The organism is Altererythrobacter sp. B11 (assembly GCF_003569745.1).
Lineage (GTDB): Bacteria > Pseudomonadota > Alphaproteobacteria > Sphingomonadales > Sphingomonadaceae > Croceibacterium_C.
Genome location: NZ_AP018498.1, coordinates 2459717 through 2475746 on the forward strand (window position 1 = coordinate 2459717; position 16030 = coordinate 2475746).

The following is a 16030-nucleotide window of genomic DNA, read 5'->3' on the forward strand; positions in this document are numbered from 1 at the left end:
GGGTCCGTCGTGGGTCCTGGACGGCTGCTCATGATCGCGCGGACTGCAGAGGCAATCAGGTCCGCGTCATCGCCAGGATTGCCTCGATGACCTCATTCGACCGATCGAGCGGAATGAACAGTCGGGTCTTGTACTGAATGACCTCGCTGAACACGCCGTGTGCCTTCAACCGCTCGCGGTCCTCCGGCCGGTAGTTGCGGATTTCGAGGCGGCGTGACCCATTGACGAGCGCGGTCGTCATCGTCGCGCCACCCAGGCCTGGAATTGCGACACCAGTGCCTTTCTGGGCGGCGGCGCCAAGTTCGGCAGCGGTAAGCGCGACCGTGCCGTCGAGACCGAACGCTGATTGCAGATCCGCCATCGCCGCCGGAGGGATGAGCCGGCCGAGGATCGAAGTTCCCTGACCATCGTCGATCCGCCAGACACGGACATCATCTTGTGGAAGTCGGTGCCACACCGGCAGGAGAAGCCCGGTCGCGACGTTGACGGTTTCGATATCGACCTTGGCTTCCGCCTCGTTCGCTTCGGTTTCCCAGAGTTGCTGAAATTTGTCACGGTCGATCTCTTTCCAGAGGCTGGCCCACATCGCGATTTCCTGCATGCGGGTTCCACCGGTCGGACGAACAAGCTGGCACATGGACACGATGCGCCCTTCCTCGTCCGTGATCGACCAGGACGGCACTTTGAGAGCGACGCGCTTGGACCGGCTGTTCCGGAGATAAGAGATTTCGCTCGTGCCGTCCCAGATCTGCATCAGCCGCTTCCAATGCATGACGCGCGGGCGCAGATGAAGCTCGAGCCGCAGCAACCTGGTTTCGGCCCCGGTCACCGGATCGGTGCGCAGTGTCTGCTCGGATCGGGTGATGATCTGTTCGGCGCGGATGGTCTCGACCCCGACGTCAAATGTGCCGGCCTCGCGCGCCGCATCGATGCGCGCCTGGATCAGGCCCATATATTCATCGAAGATCGCGTTCTGGGTCGCGATCCTGAGCGCGAGGATGCGGTTGAGCCAGCGCTGGATCGGCGGCAGTTTCTCCAGAAGTGTGCCGTCCTCGTCGGTGAGCTTGAGGCCGGTCATGCCCTGGAAGCTCTCCATGTTCACGCTCGAAAGCTTGTTGCCATGGAGAAGATGATACCATTGAGTGAGGGCTTCTCGCGCGTAGTCGCTTTCCAGATTATCCGCAGGATCGAACAGGTTCTGGCCACCCGTCTGGCGCTGCCCGCGTGTCAGCGCGCCCAGACTGTCGAGACGGCGCGCGATGGTCGAGATGAAGCGTCGCTCGCCCTTGCAGTCGGTCGTCACCGGCCGGAACACAGGCGGCATGCTCTGATTGGTGCGATGGGTGCGCCCCAGACCCTGGATCGCGACATCCGCACGCCAGCCCGGCTCCAGCAGGAAATGGACGCGGCGCTTGTCGGCCGTTTTGCAGGTCAGGTCAGCATGATAGGAACGACCAGTTCCACCGGCGTCGGAGAAGACAAGGATGGGTTTCAGCCCGTCCATGAATGCCTGGGTCTCGGAGAGGTTGGCGCGTGCGCCGCGCCGTTCGAGTTTCTGGGAACCGTCGCTGCCGATTACGATGCGACGCGATCGGCCGGTCACCTCGGCGACCTGGCTCGTACCGAAATGCGCGAGCAGCGCGTCGAGAGCAGCCGGAACCGGCGGCATGGCGCAGAGTTCCTCGATCAGCGCATCGCGCGTGGCCAAGGCTTCGGCGCATTCGACCATATTGCCCGCTTCATCACGCATCGGCTCTGATCGGAGCGAACTGTCGCTGGTGGCGAAGACACGCATCTGCTGTGTCGGGAAGGCGTTCTTGAGGTAGTCGATCATGGTCGCTCGGGGCGAGAGCTCCAGATCGAGATGAGCGCGTTCTTGCGGAGAGAGTTCGGCCAGCCGCCTGTCGAGGATAGCCTCGGCGGTGCTGACAAGTTGAACAACCGCGACGTTGCCGGCCGCGAGTTCGGTTTCGATCGCCTCAAAGACCGTCGGCATCTTCATCGAGATCAGCAATGCCGACCAGAAGCGCTGCTTGGAGCTTTCGAACCGGCTCAGCGCAGATCCCTTGGCCATCGCGTTCAGGGTTCGGCCCGAGGCGCGATCAACGATATTGGCGGCTTTCAATGCGGCGTCGACATTGCGATGAATCACGGCCCACGCGTCGGCATAGGCGTCGTAAATCTCGATCTGGGGGGGTGTAAGCTTATGCTCAAGCGGGTCATATTCGACCCCGGCGAAGCTAAGTGCGCGGGCCGTGTAGAGGCCCATGGCCTTGGTGTCGCGCGCCACGATCTCCATCGCCGCGATACCGCCCTCCTCCATTGCCGCAAGGAAAGCGTCTCTGTCCCGGAAAGCGGTGCCTGGCCCCCACAGGCCGAGCCGCGCGGTGTAGCTCAGATTTTCCGGCTTGGTCGCTCCGGTCGCGGAGACATAGATAACCCGGGCGCGCGGCAACGCGATCTGCAGCCGGACGCCGGCAAGGCCCTGTTCGGACCCCTTGGCCGCGCCAAACTCGGTCTCGGTGCCGGCCGCGTTCCCGAGTGCATGCGATTCGTCGAGCAGGATGACGCCGTCGAAGTCTGGCCCCGCCCAATCGAGCAATTGTTGCAGACGCGATGCGCGGTCATGCCGCTGAGAGCGGAGCGTGGCATAAGTGAGGAAGACGATCCCGCTAGCCATGGCGACGGGTTCACCGAGGGGAAACGCATCGAGCGGCTGGATATCGATTGGGACGCCCCCGAGCGCGCTCCAGTCCCGCCTTGCGTCCTCGATCAAGGCCGAGCTGCGCGAAATCCAGATCGCCCGGCGGCGGCCACGGTTCCATTGGTCGAGGATGATGCCCGCGCCTTCACGGCCTTTGCCGACACCGGTGCCGTCAGCGATGAAGAAGCCCGTCCGGTAAACGGCGCCTTCCGCATCCTCGTGCAACTGGTCGCCCGCCTTGTTGGGCGAGAAGGTGCCTTTCAGATCGCGCTCACAGGCTTCACCGGCATGGATGATCGTTTCGAGCTGGGCGTCAGACAGGGCAGCGAAAGCCTGCGGCTGGAACATCGGACGATAGCTGGGCGCGGGCGGCAGCACGGATGCCATGGCAACCGACTCCACCAATTGCTCCGGGTGGGGTCTTGCGCCGTGAATTTCGATGCGTGCAGGCCGCCAGGGCGCGTAATGTCCGACCGGATCGTCCGCTGGCAGCGGGGTTGCGCGGATCGTATAGTTGACCGGACTGGCACTTCCATCGGCCGCTATGCGGTCGGGGACAACCAGCGCGCGCTTCTGGATGCCGCCGAAGATCGTCGACGGCGATGGTTTGGCGGAGGCGCGCGGTCGCAGGGGGATGACGGCCGGCGCTGGTGGCTCCGGCTCGGGCACGGAAAGGCGCGGCGGGACGCCTGGGACCAGCGCCGCGGCTTCCTCGATCGTTTGGGCGGTCAAGCGTTCCGTTGGCCCTGTCCAGCCTTTGTCGAATATGATCAGGCGGACCGCGATGCTGGTGCCATGCTTGGCATAGGGGTTGCCGAGGATCGTGATTTCGACACGCGGGTTCGCGGTCTCGCAGACCATCGTATAGCCGGTGGCGGCGGTGCCGTCCGCTGCGAAGCTGGGTGGCATGATCGCGACGCAGCGGCCGCCCGGTGCCAACCTGAGCAGCGCGGAACGCAAATGGCGGGCGCCGGCGAAGCGGTCCTTACCCCGACCGTCGCTCCGGCTGAAGGGCGGGTTCATCAGCACGAGGCTCGGGGAAACGCCGGGGGATAGCAGGTCGTTGATGAATTCGGCGTCGTGCGTTGTGACAGGGTCGCCGAGCAGCTTTCCAAGCAGCGCGGCGCGGCCGGGATCGCGTTCGTTCAGGGTCATCGCGGCACCGAGCCGAACCGCTTGAGCGGCCAGCATGCCGGTGCCGGCAGAGGGTTCGAGCACCTGGTCGTCCTTGCGGATACGCGCGGCCTGCGCGGCGAGCCAGGCAAGCGAGATCGGCGTACTGAACTGCTGCATCTCGACCTGATGCTCGCTGCGATAGGTCTGGGTGGGGAGCGCCCGTTCGAAGCGGCGAAGCGAGGCGAATGCATCAGCGCCGTCCGGAACGATGCCGGTCCAGCCTCCAGGTGATTTGAGGAGGATAACCTGTGCGGCCTCAAGCGCATCATAAGCGTCGCGCATCGACCAGTTGCCCGTCGCGTCGGAGGCCGCGAAGGCTTCCTCCATCAGACGCCTGAGGTCCTGGCGGCGAATGGGCTGGCCGCGTCGGAGCAGGTTAGCCAACCGGGTAGCGACGTCGAAAAGACGCGTGGTCTTGGAAGTTTCAGGCTCGTCGGGATGTGCGAGCGCGAGCAAAGGAACAGACATGGCGGAACTCCGGATTGGATCAGGACCATCGCGGCCCACCACTCCTCCTCCCCCTTCCCTCCCGGTGTGCGGCCAGCATGAAAACAGGGCCGTGGCGTGAGGCCAGGCCCTGAGTTGGAGACAGAAGGTGAGATGGAGAACTTAGTGGCGCTCTATGATGATCCGAGGAGGATCACGGCAATCGACGGCTTCTCCTCAGACGGATGGTGCCGGCTGTCATAAGCATTGCGGCCCCCGCGACCGATGGTGAACAGGTCGAAGCTGGGCGATGTCCCACCATTCGCATTGGGGATGGTGGTCCCATTGTCGTGATACTGGATGTCGATGAAGCTCGGCGCAGCGCCGAGCTTATATTCGCCGAAGAAGAAGGTGATGCGGCGCCCATCGCTGGTGCGTGCGCTGATCGTGAAGTTCCCGTCGGGGATATCGATCGGCAAGGTCGGCACATCGTTGAAACGGGCGAAACCGATCGATTCGGCGTCGCGCGCGGTCATGATGGGGAGCTGAGTGATATCGGCCATGGTCGGGTTCCTCGGACCTGGTTCGCCGCTTGAGGCGCAAGTGGACGAAAAAAGGGACCGCAACGCGAGGCTGCGGTCCCATGGGCGTTGGATCAGGCGGCCTGCTGGAGTTCGTCATCCGAACCGGTGACGCTCTCGTCATTTGCGGGCACCGGCTCAGGCGCGATGGCGGGCACGCTGAAACGCATGACGTCAGGCACCCAGGCGAGAGCCGCTTCGCGCAGTTCAGCCTCGATGGGGACGGACCCGCCGAAGATCTTCTCGGCCGAGGTCGCGAGATCATGCTTCTTCGACGCCCCGTAGCGGCTCGACAATTCCTTGCCCCCAATCTCTTCGAGATGGGTCAGGATCGCTGCCTTGCTGCTGAGGCGATCGAAATAGTTGTTCGCGGTCGGACGCCACCAGGCCGCTACATCGATTTCGAGCTTGGTGCCGAGATGGTCGATCATGGCCTCGCCAGTCTTGCCCGCGACGACTGCGTGGAGCGTCCGGGCGATTGCCCAGGCAAGCCAGGCCGCACGAGCCTCATCGGGAAGCGCGCAGAAGGCGTCGTAGCGCTGACAGGCATCGCCAGCCTCGGTCCAGCTGCGATCGAGCGCCTCGTCGATCTTGCCCCATTCCTCGGCGGCAAGCGTGCCGCTCTGGTAGCCGGTGAGCCCGGAGAAGGGCTTGTCGGCCTTGAGTTCGGTCGCAAGATCGAAACCGCTCGAATGGCGGGTCGCCTTGTCGACCATCCAGAACGTTCCGAGATCGAGGGCGAAGCGCGGATCGCTGGCGATATGAACGCGCAGCAATTCGCTCTTCATCTCGGCCAGTTCCAGGCTGAGCCGCTGGCTGTACGCGGACCTTCCCGTGGCGGCGACGACATCGTCGTTGTCGACCTCGCCTTCAGCCTGCTCGTCCTGCTCCTCATCGTCAGGCTCGTCCACCGGAGCGACATAGAGTTGCTCGTGAAGGCGCGGCTGGCCGTCATGACCGATGACGACATAGGCGAGCGCCCCCGCCTTCTGCTCCTCGGAGATGATCGGTACGGGCTTCTCGATCGCGCGATATTCCGCTTCGAGCATTTCGACGCGGTTGGCTTGTTCGACCTGGCCGTCTTCATCAGCATCTTCCCAGGCTTCGTTGGCGGCCTCGATTTCAGCCTCGATCTCCTCGAGACGCGCCTGCTGCTCCGCCGTGAGTTCGGGCGTGTCGCCCTTGAGCGGGCGCAGGTCCCAGGTGTCGTTGTAACTGACATGGGTCGAGGGAATGATGCGGACTTCTGCCAGCCCCTCACGGGTACGCAGGTCTTCCGCGGCGGCCGCGAGCTTGTCCACCACGAGACGGTTAAGGAGATCGCCGTCGATCCAGCGCTCGGTCGTCGAGTCGGTGAACAGGTCGAGATCGACCCGGCCGCCTGCCTCGATATAGGCATCGCGCCCGACCAAAAGCGCCTTGGGATCGCTGCCGACATAAGTGTCCTCAACGAGCTGACGTTTGATCTCGTTGACGTTGGCCCGGTAATAGCCGTCCTTGAGGAGTTCGAAAACCTCAGCCTGCTTGGTACGATCGCTGTTGCTGGCATAGGCAACGGCTACATTCAGCGTGATCTCGCCGTTGCGCAGAGCTTCGAAAATCGGATCGGCGAGATCGGCAAGGCGAAGCCGACTGCGCACGAACCGCTCGGTGAGGCCGAAGCGCTTGGCGACGTCTTCGGGGGTCTTCTTCTCGCTCTCGATGATGTCCTGGAAGGCCCGGCAGGTATCGGCCGGGTTCATCGTGAGGTTGAAGAAGTTCTCTTCGAGGCTGGTCTCGATCGCGTCCTTGGTATTGCCCAGAACGAGGACCGCCAGCTGATAGTCGGCAGCGAACACGCCCTTCTCGATCAGGCGATGGACCGCGTCGAGCCGTCGTCCGCCCGCGATGATGCGGTAATGTCCCTTCTTGCGCGACACAGGCACGCCGATCAGGTTCTGGCGGACGCCCTTGACGGCAATATTCGCCTCGAGCTGGGCATCGGCGACGGGATCGCCGACAGTTCGGACGTTGCTCGGCGACTTGGCAAGGTTCGCCGCGGCGACGAGGATGGGTAGTTGGGTCATGTGGATAGTCTCCTGGCGGGGACAGCCTGACCATCAGGCCACTTTCCGCCACCACTCCCCCACTCCCTCCCCTCCCACCCGGAGCACGTCGTTCCAGTCCTTGAAGCCGGGCGGCGGGAACTCGGTGTCGATATCGCGGCCCGGCATCGCGTAACTTTCGAACGCGTGGGCGACGCCGATTTCGCCGGCGATGTCATTGTCGGGGAAGAGAATCAGGCGCCTGACGCGGTCGGGGATCGCAATCTGATGGAGTCGTTCGCTGCCGAGCGTGGCCCAGACCGGAATCCCGAACAGGATCATTGCGGAGATTGCGGTTTCGACCCCTTCGGCGAGTCCAAGGATCGACGTCGCAGTGCTCAGCATGACTGCCGCGCGCTCGGGGCGGCCAAGCGTCATGCGTGGATCGGCAAGATCGCGGGCGCGCCGCGCATCGTCCCGATCGAAGAAGGTGCGCTGGATGGCGATGAAGCGCCCCTCATCATGAAGGCCGCCGTCGTGAAGAGCCGCGATCATAGCGGGCCGGAACTCGACGTCGTCCCCCTGTCCGAGAGGTGTCCGAGGATGGAAGCGCAAGGCACGGGGCAGCAGCGCTATTCGTCTGCGGCGGAGATAGATTTCGGCGGGTGTGCCGATCAATAGCCTGGCTTCATCCCATATCCGCAATGCCTGCTGACGCCGCCACAGGTCCGTTGGCATTCCCGCCGAGGCCTGAGAGGCCTTGTCCACATGGTGCAGCGCCTTTTCTTCGAGGCGCAGGATCTCATTGATGACGTCGCGTGAATCGCAGCCGGCGAAGCATTTGAAGAGCAGTGCATGGTCCCCCACGCGGACAGAGAGGCTGGGACTGCGGTCGGCATGGGCGGGACAACGGCACATCGCACCGCCCGGCTTCCAGACGCCTCCCAGACGCTTCACGATATCGGACCCGATAGCCTCGAGTTCCGGATTATATTTGCTTATGGTACGAGCCATGGGCGTGTCCCGAAAATGGGCTGCCCGCCGGTGGCCTCATCGGACGTGAAGAACGGCAGATGGGAAGAGACGGGCAAGCATTGGACGGGCGACCCGCAGATCGCCCAACCAATTTCCGCCCACTCCCCTCCATCGCCTTGGCCGGGATGGTGCGACTGGTCTAAGTTTATGGCGAGCGCCCATGCTCCCGGCCACCTACCCCAATGGGCCGAGATCTCCGGCAAACAACACAGGCTGGGATTCCAGTCTCTCGCCGGTTTCGGGATAGGTGATATCGAAACAGCGCAGCCGCTCGGTAAGATGTCTGGCGACGTTGCCAATAGCGACTATTCGACGGACGCGGTCCGTCCCCACCAGTTCGCCCAACAAGCCTGGAGAGGCGCTCGCCAGGGCAACTTCCAGATGGAGGGATAGTGTGGATTCGTCGAGTCGGCTCATCCTCTGAATGGAACAAATTAAGAACATTTTGTCAATGAGCGGCGGGCTACAGCCCTCCGATATCTTCGGCGAGCATGGTGGGCACGCATCGTTCCGGGTTGGTGAACACACGCCGCGTTCGCAGCATCACGTCGGCCGGTTCGGGAGACTTCCGCCTTGACCTGGGCGAGAACATCATCGTGCCGCTCTCGCGATGTTACCCGGCTGTTCTCGCAATCCTGAAAGGTGGACCTGACGTGAGCCCGTAGGAAACTCGGGAGGACAAGTCATCAGGCGTATGGCGATAGATCATTGTCGGCGGCGTTTGGGGAGTGAGCCCTTTCTTCAGTGCGTGCTGCTCAGTGATATCATCGAGGATACTCGAAATGATGCGATCGGCTTGGCGATGTGATTGCTCCCGTTCTCAGGTATTATTGATGACCATATTACCATCCAAAATGGAGCAAAGGTCATTGTGCAGCATTTACACGCAAAAATTTACAATATGAGCGGCGCGACATGAGTTTCCTTCTCGCATGAGAAAGGAGCTTCCCATGCCCACTCGCATCAGATTGAAGATCTATCGGCTGCGGTCCGCGTGGCTCTCGGGACTGGAGAGCGCACAATGATCGAGGGGCGACGGATAACGACGACGGTCAGCCGATGCAGCATGATTGGATTGGCCGAACAGGTACAACGACTGCGCGCCGACGAGTTCGGCAAGGAGCTTTTCACGATCCCTGCATTCGAGATGTTACTCGATCTCTACACCCGCAGGAGCGTCCAGCCGCGATCGCTGACATCGCTCACAGGCGCATCAAGCGCGTCGGAGCGAAACTCCCAACGGATCGTCCACCGCCTGGCAGAACGCGGTTTTGTGGACCTTCATCGCGATCCGTGCGACGGGCGCAGGATCATCGTCGAACTGAGAGAGGAAACGAGCGAGATGCTCGATCGCTTCTTCGATCGACTGGTCGAGATGGCCGCCGACATGCCCATGCATCGCGGCCATCAGAAATGAAGATTGGCCTGCTGCATTGCAGCATGGCGGCAACTGATTTTCGCGCCTTGCCAGATGTGAAAATCCAATGCACAGTTCTGGTGCGGTGCGGGAAATGGCTGGGACCCGGCTGCAGGATAATCCTTCCAGGCATGATGATGGGCTCATCCAAGGCGGTTGAGCGCAATTGTTGGACAATGTTGCCCGCCACCTTTGGGTGGTTTTGTCATGCTGTCTTCCGTTCAAAGAGGCGGCCGCACGTCGGTGCCCTTCGATCTCGTCCGGTGCGCCTGAGCTTATGTACGGCGTACAAGAAAGCGAAGGCGCGTGCGCGCCTGCGGCCGCCGTATACGAGGAACGCCAGTTCGTGGCCGTATATCGGGAGGAAGCACCGAAGCTGCGTTCCTTTCTTCGGCGACGGATATGGCTCGAGGACGACCGCGACGACATGGTGCAGGAGGCTTTCACCAGGCTGGCAGCATCACGATCGGCCAACGCCTGGAGCAATCCCGGTGCCTATCTGCACGGGATCGTGCGGCATCTCCTCGCTGATCGCGTGCGGGCCTGGGCCAGAAGCCGGTCCTTGGATCCCGTTGTCTGCGCAGCCGACCAGGAAGCGGCCGGGCCAGATGCAACGGCGGAGTTGAACCAAATGCGGGAGCGTTATCGTCTGGCTGTCGACGGCCTTCCGCCCAGGACGAAAGAGGTATATTTGTTACATCGTGTTGAAGAACTCGGATACAGGCAGATTGCGGAGCAGCTGAGCATCAGTATCCGAACTGTGGAGTGGCATGTGGCGGAGGCCATTGCGCGCATCGGCAAGAGCATTGGCAATTCCAATGGCTGAGAACGAACAGCCGGAGGGTCTGCCTCGTATGGATCAGTTGACGCGCGAAGGATCGCTATGGTTTGCGCGCATGCGTGGCCCCGATGCCCAGAGCTATCGCCCCCAGTTTGAACACTGGCTCTCATTGGGTGCATCGCACCGCGATGCCTATGACCGCGCGGGCGAAATCTTCGCATTGGGGCGGTTCCTCGCCAGCCAGAGGGAAGAAATCGAAGCCGAAGCCAACGACAATGGGCCGGTGGGCCATAATTGGAAATGGGCGGCCATCGCAGCCAGCCTTCTACTTGCGCTCGGCGCCGGCGGTTGGTTTGCGAACAGCGAGTTGCGCGGCTCGGCAGGTGGGACTCCCCAGCTGGCACAGTTGGATGCCCACACCGGAATCGAACGGGGTGTCTACGATACGGTGGTTGGTGGACGACGGAACATTCGCCTCGCTGATGGATCTCTCGTCGAGCTCGACGAGGGCAGCGAATTGTCGACGGAGTTCAGCGAGGTTAGGCGCGAGCTGAGGCTTAAGCGCGGCCGCGCGCGTTTCGAGGTTGCACATGAAGGCCGTCCATTCGTTGTATTGGTCGGCGGCGGCAGCGTGACGGCCCGTGGCACGGTGTTCGATGTCATTCTTGGCAGGGACAAGCGCGTCACGGTACGTTTGTTGCGAGGCGCGGTTGACGTCGAGCGCCCGCAGGGCGCGAAAGGCGGTCGGGGTGCCGCCCCCGCGGTGGCGAGACTGGAGGCCGGCGAGGTGTTGAGTTTCGCAGCGATAACACCGGTGGCGCTCGCGAGCGTCTCGGACAAGGCCGCGATCGAGCCCGTCATGCTTAAACCGGATGAGCCGCTGATCCGGGAATATGAGCGCACGCCGTTGTCCGCCGTCGTTGCCGAGGCGAACAGGGACTCGGCGACCTCGATCAGATTGGCAGACCCCGGCATCGGGGCTCTCAGGGTCAGCGGGCGCTTCCGCGTGGACAATGCCGATCAGGTTGCGGACCGCCTCGCGATATTGTTCGATCTCGACGTCGAACGAACCAAATCGGACGAAATCACGCTTCGCAAAAGATAGTCCGAGATTTTTAAACCCCCTACCCCGTAGATTGCAGTTTTGTTGCGATGCTCCCTGAAACTCCCGCCAGATTGTCGGGAATTTCATAGGGGGCAAGAATGGTTCAGATGCGGTCTCGGTCACGGTTTCGTTGTGCACTCCTTGCTGCGGTAGCGATTGGTACGCTTGCTCCGGGCGCCTCTGCGCTCGCCCAGGAGCAACGCCGCGTCGAGTACAAGATCGAGGCCGGTGACCTTGGGGAGGCCCTCAAGGCAGTCAGCCGCAGATCGGGCAAGGAGATCATCTTCACCTCCGAGGCGGTACTGGGACGGAGTGCCCCGGCGCTGCACGGGACCTACAGCGCGGACGAAGCCGTTCGCGCGCTGCTGGACGCTTCCGACCTCGTTGCGCAGTTCCGGAAGGATGTCATCATCATCCGGGGGCGATCGGAGCCGTCGGGCGGACTGACTGACCGCTCGGCGGATGCCAACGAAATTACAGTCACGGGCTCCAGAATCCGTGGAAGTGAGCCAGTGTCGCCTGTCATAGTTGCCACTCGAGATGATATTAGGCGCCAGGGCATCAGTGACCTCGGCACTTACGCCCGAAGCCTTGTCCAAAATTTTTCGGGCGGACAGAATCCAGGAATCGCTGCAGGTGGTCAGGGTGGCTCCGAAAACGTCACCTCCTCGTCTGCACTCAATCTTAGGGGGCTTGGACCCGATGCAACCCTGACCCTCTTCAACGGGCACCGAGTAGCCTATGACGCAATAGGCCAAGGTGTTGATATTTCAGCTGTACCGCTCGCGGCTGTTGATCGCGTCGAGGTTGTGGCTGACGGGTCGTCAGCGCTATACGGATCTGACGCGGTAGCGGGTGTCGCGAATGTGATCCTACGTCGGGATTATAGTGGCGCTGAAGCTTCCGCACGATTTGGTGCCGCCACAGACGGAGGCGATGTCGAGCAACAATATAATTTCGTGACAGGTTCGCGGTGGGCATCGGGCGGATTAATGACCGCATTCGATTTCCGACACTCAACACCCATCACCGCTCGCCAGCGAACCTACACGCAAACGAACGATCCGACGGAAACGCTGCTTAACGGCCAAACTCAATATAGCGTCGTTATGGCAGGCCATCAGAATCTTTCAGACAGCGCAAAATTCGATGTCGACGGTCAGTACACTCATCGCACAAACTCGATCTGTGTCAATTTCACGGCGACCGATGGCTGCCTTACTTCTGGCAGCAGCATAGATGTAAAAACCCAAAGCTGGACCCTTGCGCCTTCTTTGACATTCTCTGTCGAGAATTCCTGGGAGCTCCATCTCGGAACGGTTATCGGAGAGAGCAAAGTAGATCAGGGAGTCGATACGACATTTGGGAGCGTTCTAGTCGAGCATCAGAGCGGCCAATACACGAATCGCGTGCGGTCCGTTGAAGCCAGTGGAGAAGGCAAGCTTTTCTCCCTCCCCGGGGGAACGGCGCGTCTCGCGGTAGGGGCTGGACTGAGAAGCACTCGCTTCTTCATTGATGTAGCATCATTGGCTGGTGGGGTAACGACTCCTCGATCGGAATTTTCTGTTAAACGAGACACCTACTATGCGTATGGGGAGCTCTCGTTTCCTCTTGTTGGACCCGCGAACCAGGTTCCGCTAATAGAGCGCCTCACGCTGACAGGTGCGGTCCGCTACGAGGACGTAAGCCACGTCGGAGATGTAGCAACGCCCAAGCTTGGCCTCATCTATGCTCCATCACGGAGCATTGCGTTTAAGTTCAGCTGGGGCAAATCCTTCAAGGCACCGACCCTCTATCAGACCGGGCAACCGCGGACCGGATACTCCCAAGTTGGTGCCACGTTTTACACGCCCCCCAGCCCCAGACCAGGGACAGTTCTCTACCTTGTTGGTGGCAACCCTGATCTCAAGCCTGAACGAGCGACCAGTTGGACTGCCACTGCGACCATAACGCCCTCTTTAATCGAGGGACTCACAATCGAGGCAAGCTACTTTCGGATCAACTATCGCGATCGAGCCGTTGCTCCAATACCAAACAACTCTCTCGCCTTCGTCGACATTTACAAAAACTACGTAACGCTGGATCCGACGGCTCTGCAACTCCAGACTGCAATCGCCGGCGCTTCTCGTATTCTCGATCGGGGTGGCGGCAATCTTGCGACCACCAATGTAGTAGCCATTGTATCCAACTATCTACAGAATGCGGCAAAGCAGACTATAAGAGGCGTAGACATCGCGGCAGACTACCCCCTTGCCCAGACTTCAAGGGACAAGGTGACCGCGCATGCAGCGGCGAGCTACCTACAAAGCAACCAGCAGCTATCGGCCGGCCAACCAACAATCGACTTAGCAGGCACAATTTTTCAGCAACCCCATTGGCGAGCCTCAACGTCCTTAGACTGGCAGCGAGGCAGCTTAGCGGTCACAGGTGTTTATACCTATATTGGAGGTTCTCTGGACAATCGTTTGGCGCCAAGCGTCAAGGTGGGCTCCTATAATTCTTTTGACATCACCGCGCGACTTGACACAACCGATACGCGAGGCCCCTTCGCTGGCATCTCCTTCTCGCTATCCGCTCTGAATATCTTCAATGAAAAGCCGCCGTTTATCCGGTCAACCGGAGTGACGGGATACCACTACGATTCAAACAACTTCCCAAGTGTTGGTCGATTTTTAAGCCTTACTGTAACCAAGACTTTCTAGTCATGTCTATCATCTCGAAGCCTGCGATGGCGGTTTTGCTCGTGTTTTTCGCGCAGACCGCTACTGCCGAGAGTGCGGACTTGCTCCTCTCTCATTCGGGGATTGGACCGGCGGACGGTCGCGTAGCGTTAACCGCTGCCGCGCTCAGCCGCCTGATCGACATCGGCCCAATCAGCCCAACGGCTGGGGTTCCAATGTTTACTGCGTCCCCTGACGGTAAGAAAATTGCGTTCCAAATACGGCAAGGTGATCCGGAGTCGAATTCTTATAATTTGCAGATGGTTGTCGTCGACCTTACCTCAACCCAGAAGCCTCTCATTGTTGACGAGGGAGGAGAGATCATTCTTCTCAAGACCGGGGGCCTCAACGGCACTGCAAGCAACACTGGAGTTCCGGCCACGATCTCACCGCAGTGGGATTCGAGTGGCTCCAGCATATATTTCTTGAAACGATCGAACGGTCGGTCACAGATTTGGCGAGCGTCTTCAAACCGGAGGGAAAGCGAACAGATTACAAGTTTACCTGACGATGTCGATGACTTTCTGTTAACAGACGATCGGCAGACCCTTATTTATACGTCGGTCCATCAAGATCTGGCTCACACACAGCAGCTCGCTGGTGAGGCCAAGATTGGCTATCGTTACGATGCCCGATTTGTTCCGCTGTACAGCAACGTCCCTGAGTCGTTCGCTCCATCAAAAAGACGTTTCTATGCCCTGAGCTTAAAGTCCGGTAATTCTGTTCCGTTAGATAGTTCGACTAGTGAACTCTTTGAGGCTCGGACAAAAAGCGCGCTGTTGGCGACTACTCGGAGCGGTTGGAAGGCATGGGCGACCGCTTCCGACGGAAGGGTCGGCGGGAGCAACACGCTCTCCGCGGTCGACGAGCGCGGACAAATTCGTCGGTGCACTCATCCGACGTGTACCGGGATCGAGGCACTTTGGTGGACTGCCGACGGGAAGAGGGTCCGATATGTAACGCGTGAAGGCTGGGCCAATAGTGCAACCGCGATTTATGAATGGTCGCCTGGTAGGCAATCCCCGAATAGAATATATTCTACCAATGACTTGCTTCTTGATTGCCAGCCATCTGGCAGCGGCGTCCTCTGCGCGCGGGAGCAATCAATCCACCCTCGCCATATTGTCTACTTAGATCTCGAACATGATACCCCTTCTACAGTGTTCGACCCCAACCCGAGCTTCCAGCAATTCGCTCTAGGGCAGGTTGAACGCCTACGTTGGCGCAATAGCTTCGGCCTCGAAGTATTTGGCGATCTGGTCTACCCAGTTGGGTATCAGCGTGGAAGGCGCTACCCGCTTGTCGTGGTTCAGTATGTCTCGCGGGGCTTCCTGAGGGGCGGTGTCGGAGATGAGGTACCCATCCAAGTTTTCGCCAACCGGGGCTTTGCCGTATTGAGCATTCAGCGTCCAGATTTTCGTATTCCTGACGACGCCGCGAAGACCCGTATCACAAGAGAACGCTGGCGGCTGCGAGGCTTTAGGGATCGTCGGAGCGTGCTGTCGGCGATCGAGGTGGCAGTTCGCATGCTCGTAAACCGTGGAATAGTGTCACGTCAGCAGGTGGGAATAACCGGACTTAGCGACGGCTCCTCGACTGTGCAATTCGCAGCGCTTAACAGCAACTATTTCAAAGCTGGCTCTGTTAGTGGGTGCTGCTGGGATCCTTTTCAGGACGCCTTTTTTGGGCCTTCAATATCCGACACGTACCATCAGATCGGTTGGCCTGCTCTGGTAGATTATCGTTCGGCATTCTGGAGGCGAATCTCACTGATTGGCAATGCGCATCGCGTCAAATTTCCGATCCTGATGCAGCAAGCGGACGCCGAATTCCGCGGTGCGGTCGCGAGCTATACCGCGTTACGCCAAGCTGGCAAGTCTCCCGAACTATATGTCTATCCAGGCGAGTATCATATAAAATGGCAGCCCGCACATCGTCTGGCCGTCTATGTAAGAAATCTGACATGGTTTGATTACTGGCTACGCAATATAGGAAATCCGGTATCGGATTCTTCAGACAACTGATGGTATCGAGTATCTTCAGGCGCTTTCTGGTCTAGGC

General features: G+C 60.3%; 10 protein-coding genes. 6 read left to right on the forward strand and 4 right to left on the reverse strand.

What is annotated here, in order from left to right; all coding sequences use genetic code 11:
• Positions 1–55 precede the first annotated feature (55 nt).
• From AEB_RS11785 to AEB_RS11800, 4 genes are all read right to left on the reverse strand, one after another.
• Positions 56–4348 carry a strawberry notch-like NTP hydrolase domain-containing protein gene (locus tag AEB_RS11785; protein WP_172593071.1) on the reverse strand — a complete coding sequence of 1431 codons (4293 nt, stop codon included), beginning with the start codon at positions 4346–4348 and terminating at the stop codon, positions 56–58.
• 152 nt (positions 4349–4500) lie between these two features.
• Complete coding sequence (locus AEB_RS11790) at positions 4501–4869, reverse strand: hypothetical protein (RefSeq protein WP_066044544.1); 369 nt, start codon at positions 4867–4869, stop codon at positions 4501–4503.
• Between the two features lie 92 nt (positions 4870–4961).
• Positions 4962–6953 (reverse strand): ParB/RepB/Spo0J family partition protein, encoded by a 1992-nt coding sequence (locus AEB_RS11795; protein WP_119083341.1) that lies wholly within the window; start codon positions 6951–6953, stop codon positions 4962–4964.
• Between the two features lie 33 nt (positions 6954–6986).
• Positions 6987–7925 (reverse strand): DUF7146 domain-containing protein, encoded by a 939-nt coding sequence (locus AEB_RS11800; RefSeq protein ID WP_119083342.1) that lies wholly within the window; start codon positions 7923–7925, stop codon positions 6987–6989.
• Between the two features lie 512 nt (positions 7926–8437).
• On the opposite strand from AEB_RS11800, the gene AEB_RS18605 reads away from it, so the two are divergent.
• The 6 genes from AEB_RS18605 to AEB_RS11835 all read left to right on the forward strand — a co-directional run bounded on the left by AEB_RS18605 (position 8438) and on the right by AEB_RS11835 (position 15993).
• Entirely contained in the window at positions 8438–8611 is a 174-nt protein-coding gene (locus AEB_RS18605; protein WP_082734426.1) for a LytTR family transcriptional regulator DNA-binding domain-containing protein, read from the forward strand.
• A 356-nt stretch (positions 8612–8967) separates the two neighbouring features.
• Positions 8968–9363 carry a hypothetical protein gene (locus tag AEB_RS11815; RefSeq protein ID WP_082734439.1) on the forward strand — a complete coding sequence of 132 codons (396 nt, stop codon included), beginning with the start codon at positions 8968–8970 and terminating at the stop codon, positions 9361–9363.
• A gap of 169 nt (positions 9364–9532) precedes the next feature.
• Complete coding sequence (locus AEB_RS11820) at positions 9533–10189, forward strand: RNA polymerase sigma factor (protein WP_231958690.1); 657 nt, start codon at positions 9533–9535, stop codon at positions 10187–10189.
• Entirely contained in the window at positions 10182–11249 is a 1068-nt protein-coding gene (locus tag AEB_RS11825; protein ID WP_119083344.1) for a FecR family protein, read from the forward strand. Before AEB_RS11820 ends, AEB_RS11825 begins: the two co-directional genes overlap by 8 nt.
• A gap of 98 nt (positions 11250–11347) precedes the next feature.
• A complete protein-coding gene (locus tag AEB_RS11830) occupies positions 11348–13951 on the forward strand; it encodes a TonB-dependent receptor (protein WP_119083345.1) in 2604 nt (867 codons plus the stop codon).
• Positions 13952–13977: 26 nt separating this feature from the next.
• Positions 13978–15993: an Atxe2 family lasso peptide isopeptidase gene (locus AEB_RS11835; RefSeq protein ID WP_231958691.1), complete on the forward strand. Its 2016-nt coding sequence runs from the start codon at positions 13978–13980 to the stop codon at positions 15991–15993.
• The last annotated feature ends 37 nt before the right edge of the window (positions 15994–16030 follow it).

Excerpts from the sequence above, each read along its gene's own strand:
- AEB_RS11785 (WP_172593071.1), bottom strand. The coding sequence starts at position 4,348 with ATGTCTGTTCCTTTGCTCGCGCTCGCACATCCCGACGAGCCTGAAACT.
- AEB_RS11790 (WP_066044544.1), bottom strand. The coding sequence starts at position 4,869 with ATGGCCGATATCACTCAGCTCCCCATCATGACCGCGCGCGACGCCGAA.
- AEB_RS11795 (WP_119083341.1), bottom strand. The coding sequence starts at position 6,953 with ATGACCCAACTACCCATCCTCGTCGCCGCGGCGAACCTTGCCAAGTCG.
- AEB_RS11800 (WP_119083342.1), bottom strand. The coding sequence starts at position 7,925 with ATGGCTCGTACCATAAGCAAATATAATCCGGAACTCGAGGCTATCGGG.
- AEB_RS18605 (WP_082734426.1), top strand. The coding sequence starts at position 8,438 with ATGGTGGGCACGCATCGTTCCGGGTTGGTGAACACACGCCGCGTTCGC.
- AEB_RS11815 (WP_082734439.1), top strand. The coding sequence starts at position 8,968 with ATGATCGAGGGGCGACGGATAACGACGACGGTCAGCCGATGCAGCATG.
- AEB_RS11825 (WP_119083344.1), top strand. The coding sequence starts at position 10,182 with ATGGCTGAGAACGAACAGCCGGAGGGTCTGCCTCGTATGGATCAGTTG.
- AEB_RS11830 (WP_119083345.1), top strand. The coding sequence starts at position 11,348 with ATGGTTCAGATGCGGTCTCGGTCACGGTTTCGTTGTGCACTCCTTGCT.
- AEB_RS11835 (WP_231958691.1), top strand. The coding sequence starts at position 13,978 with ATGGCGGTTTTGCTCGTGTTTTTCGCGCAGACCGCTACTGCCGAGAGT.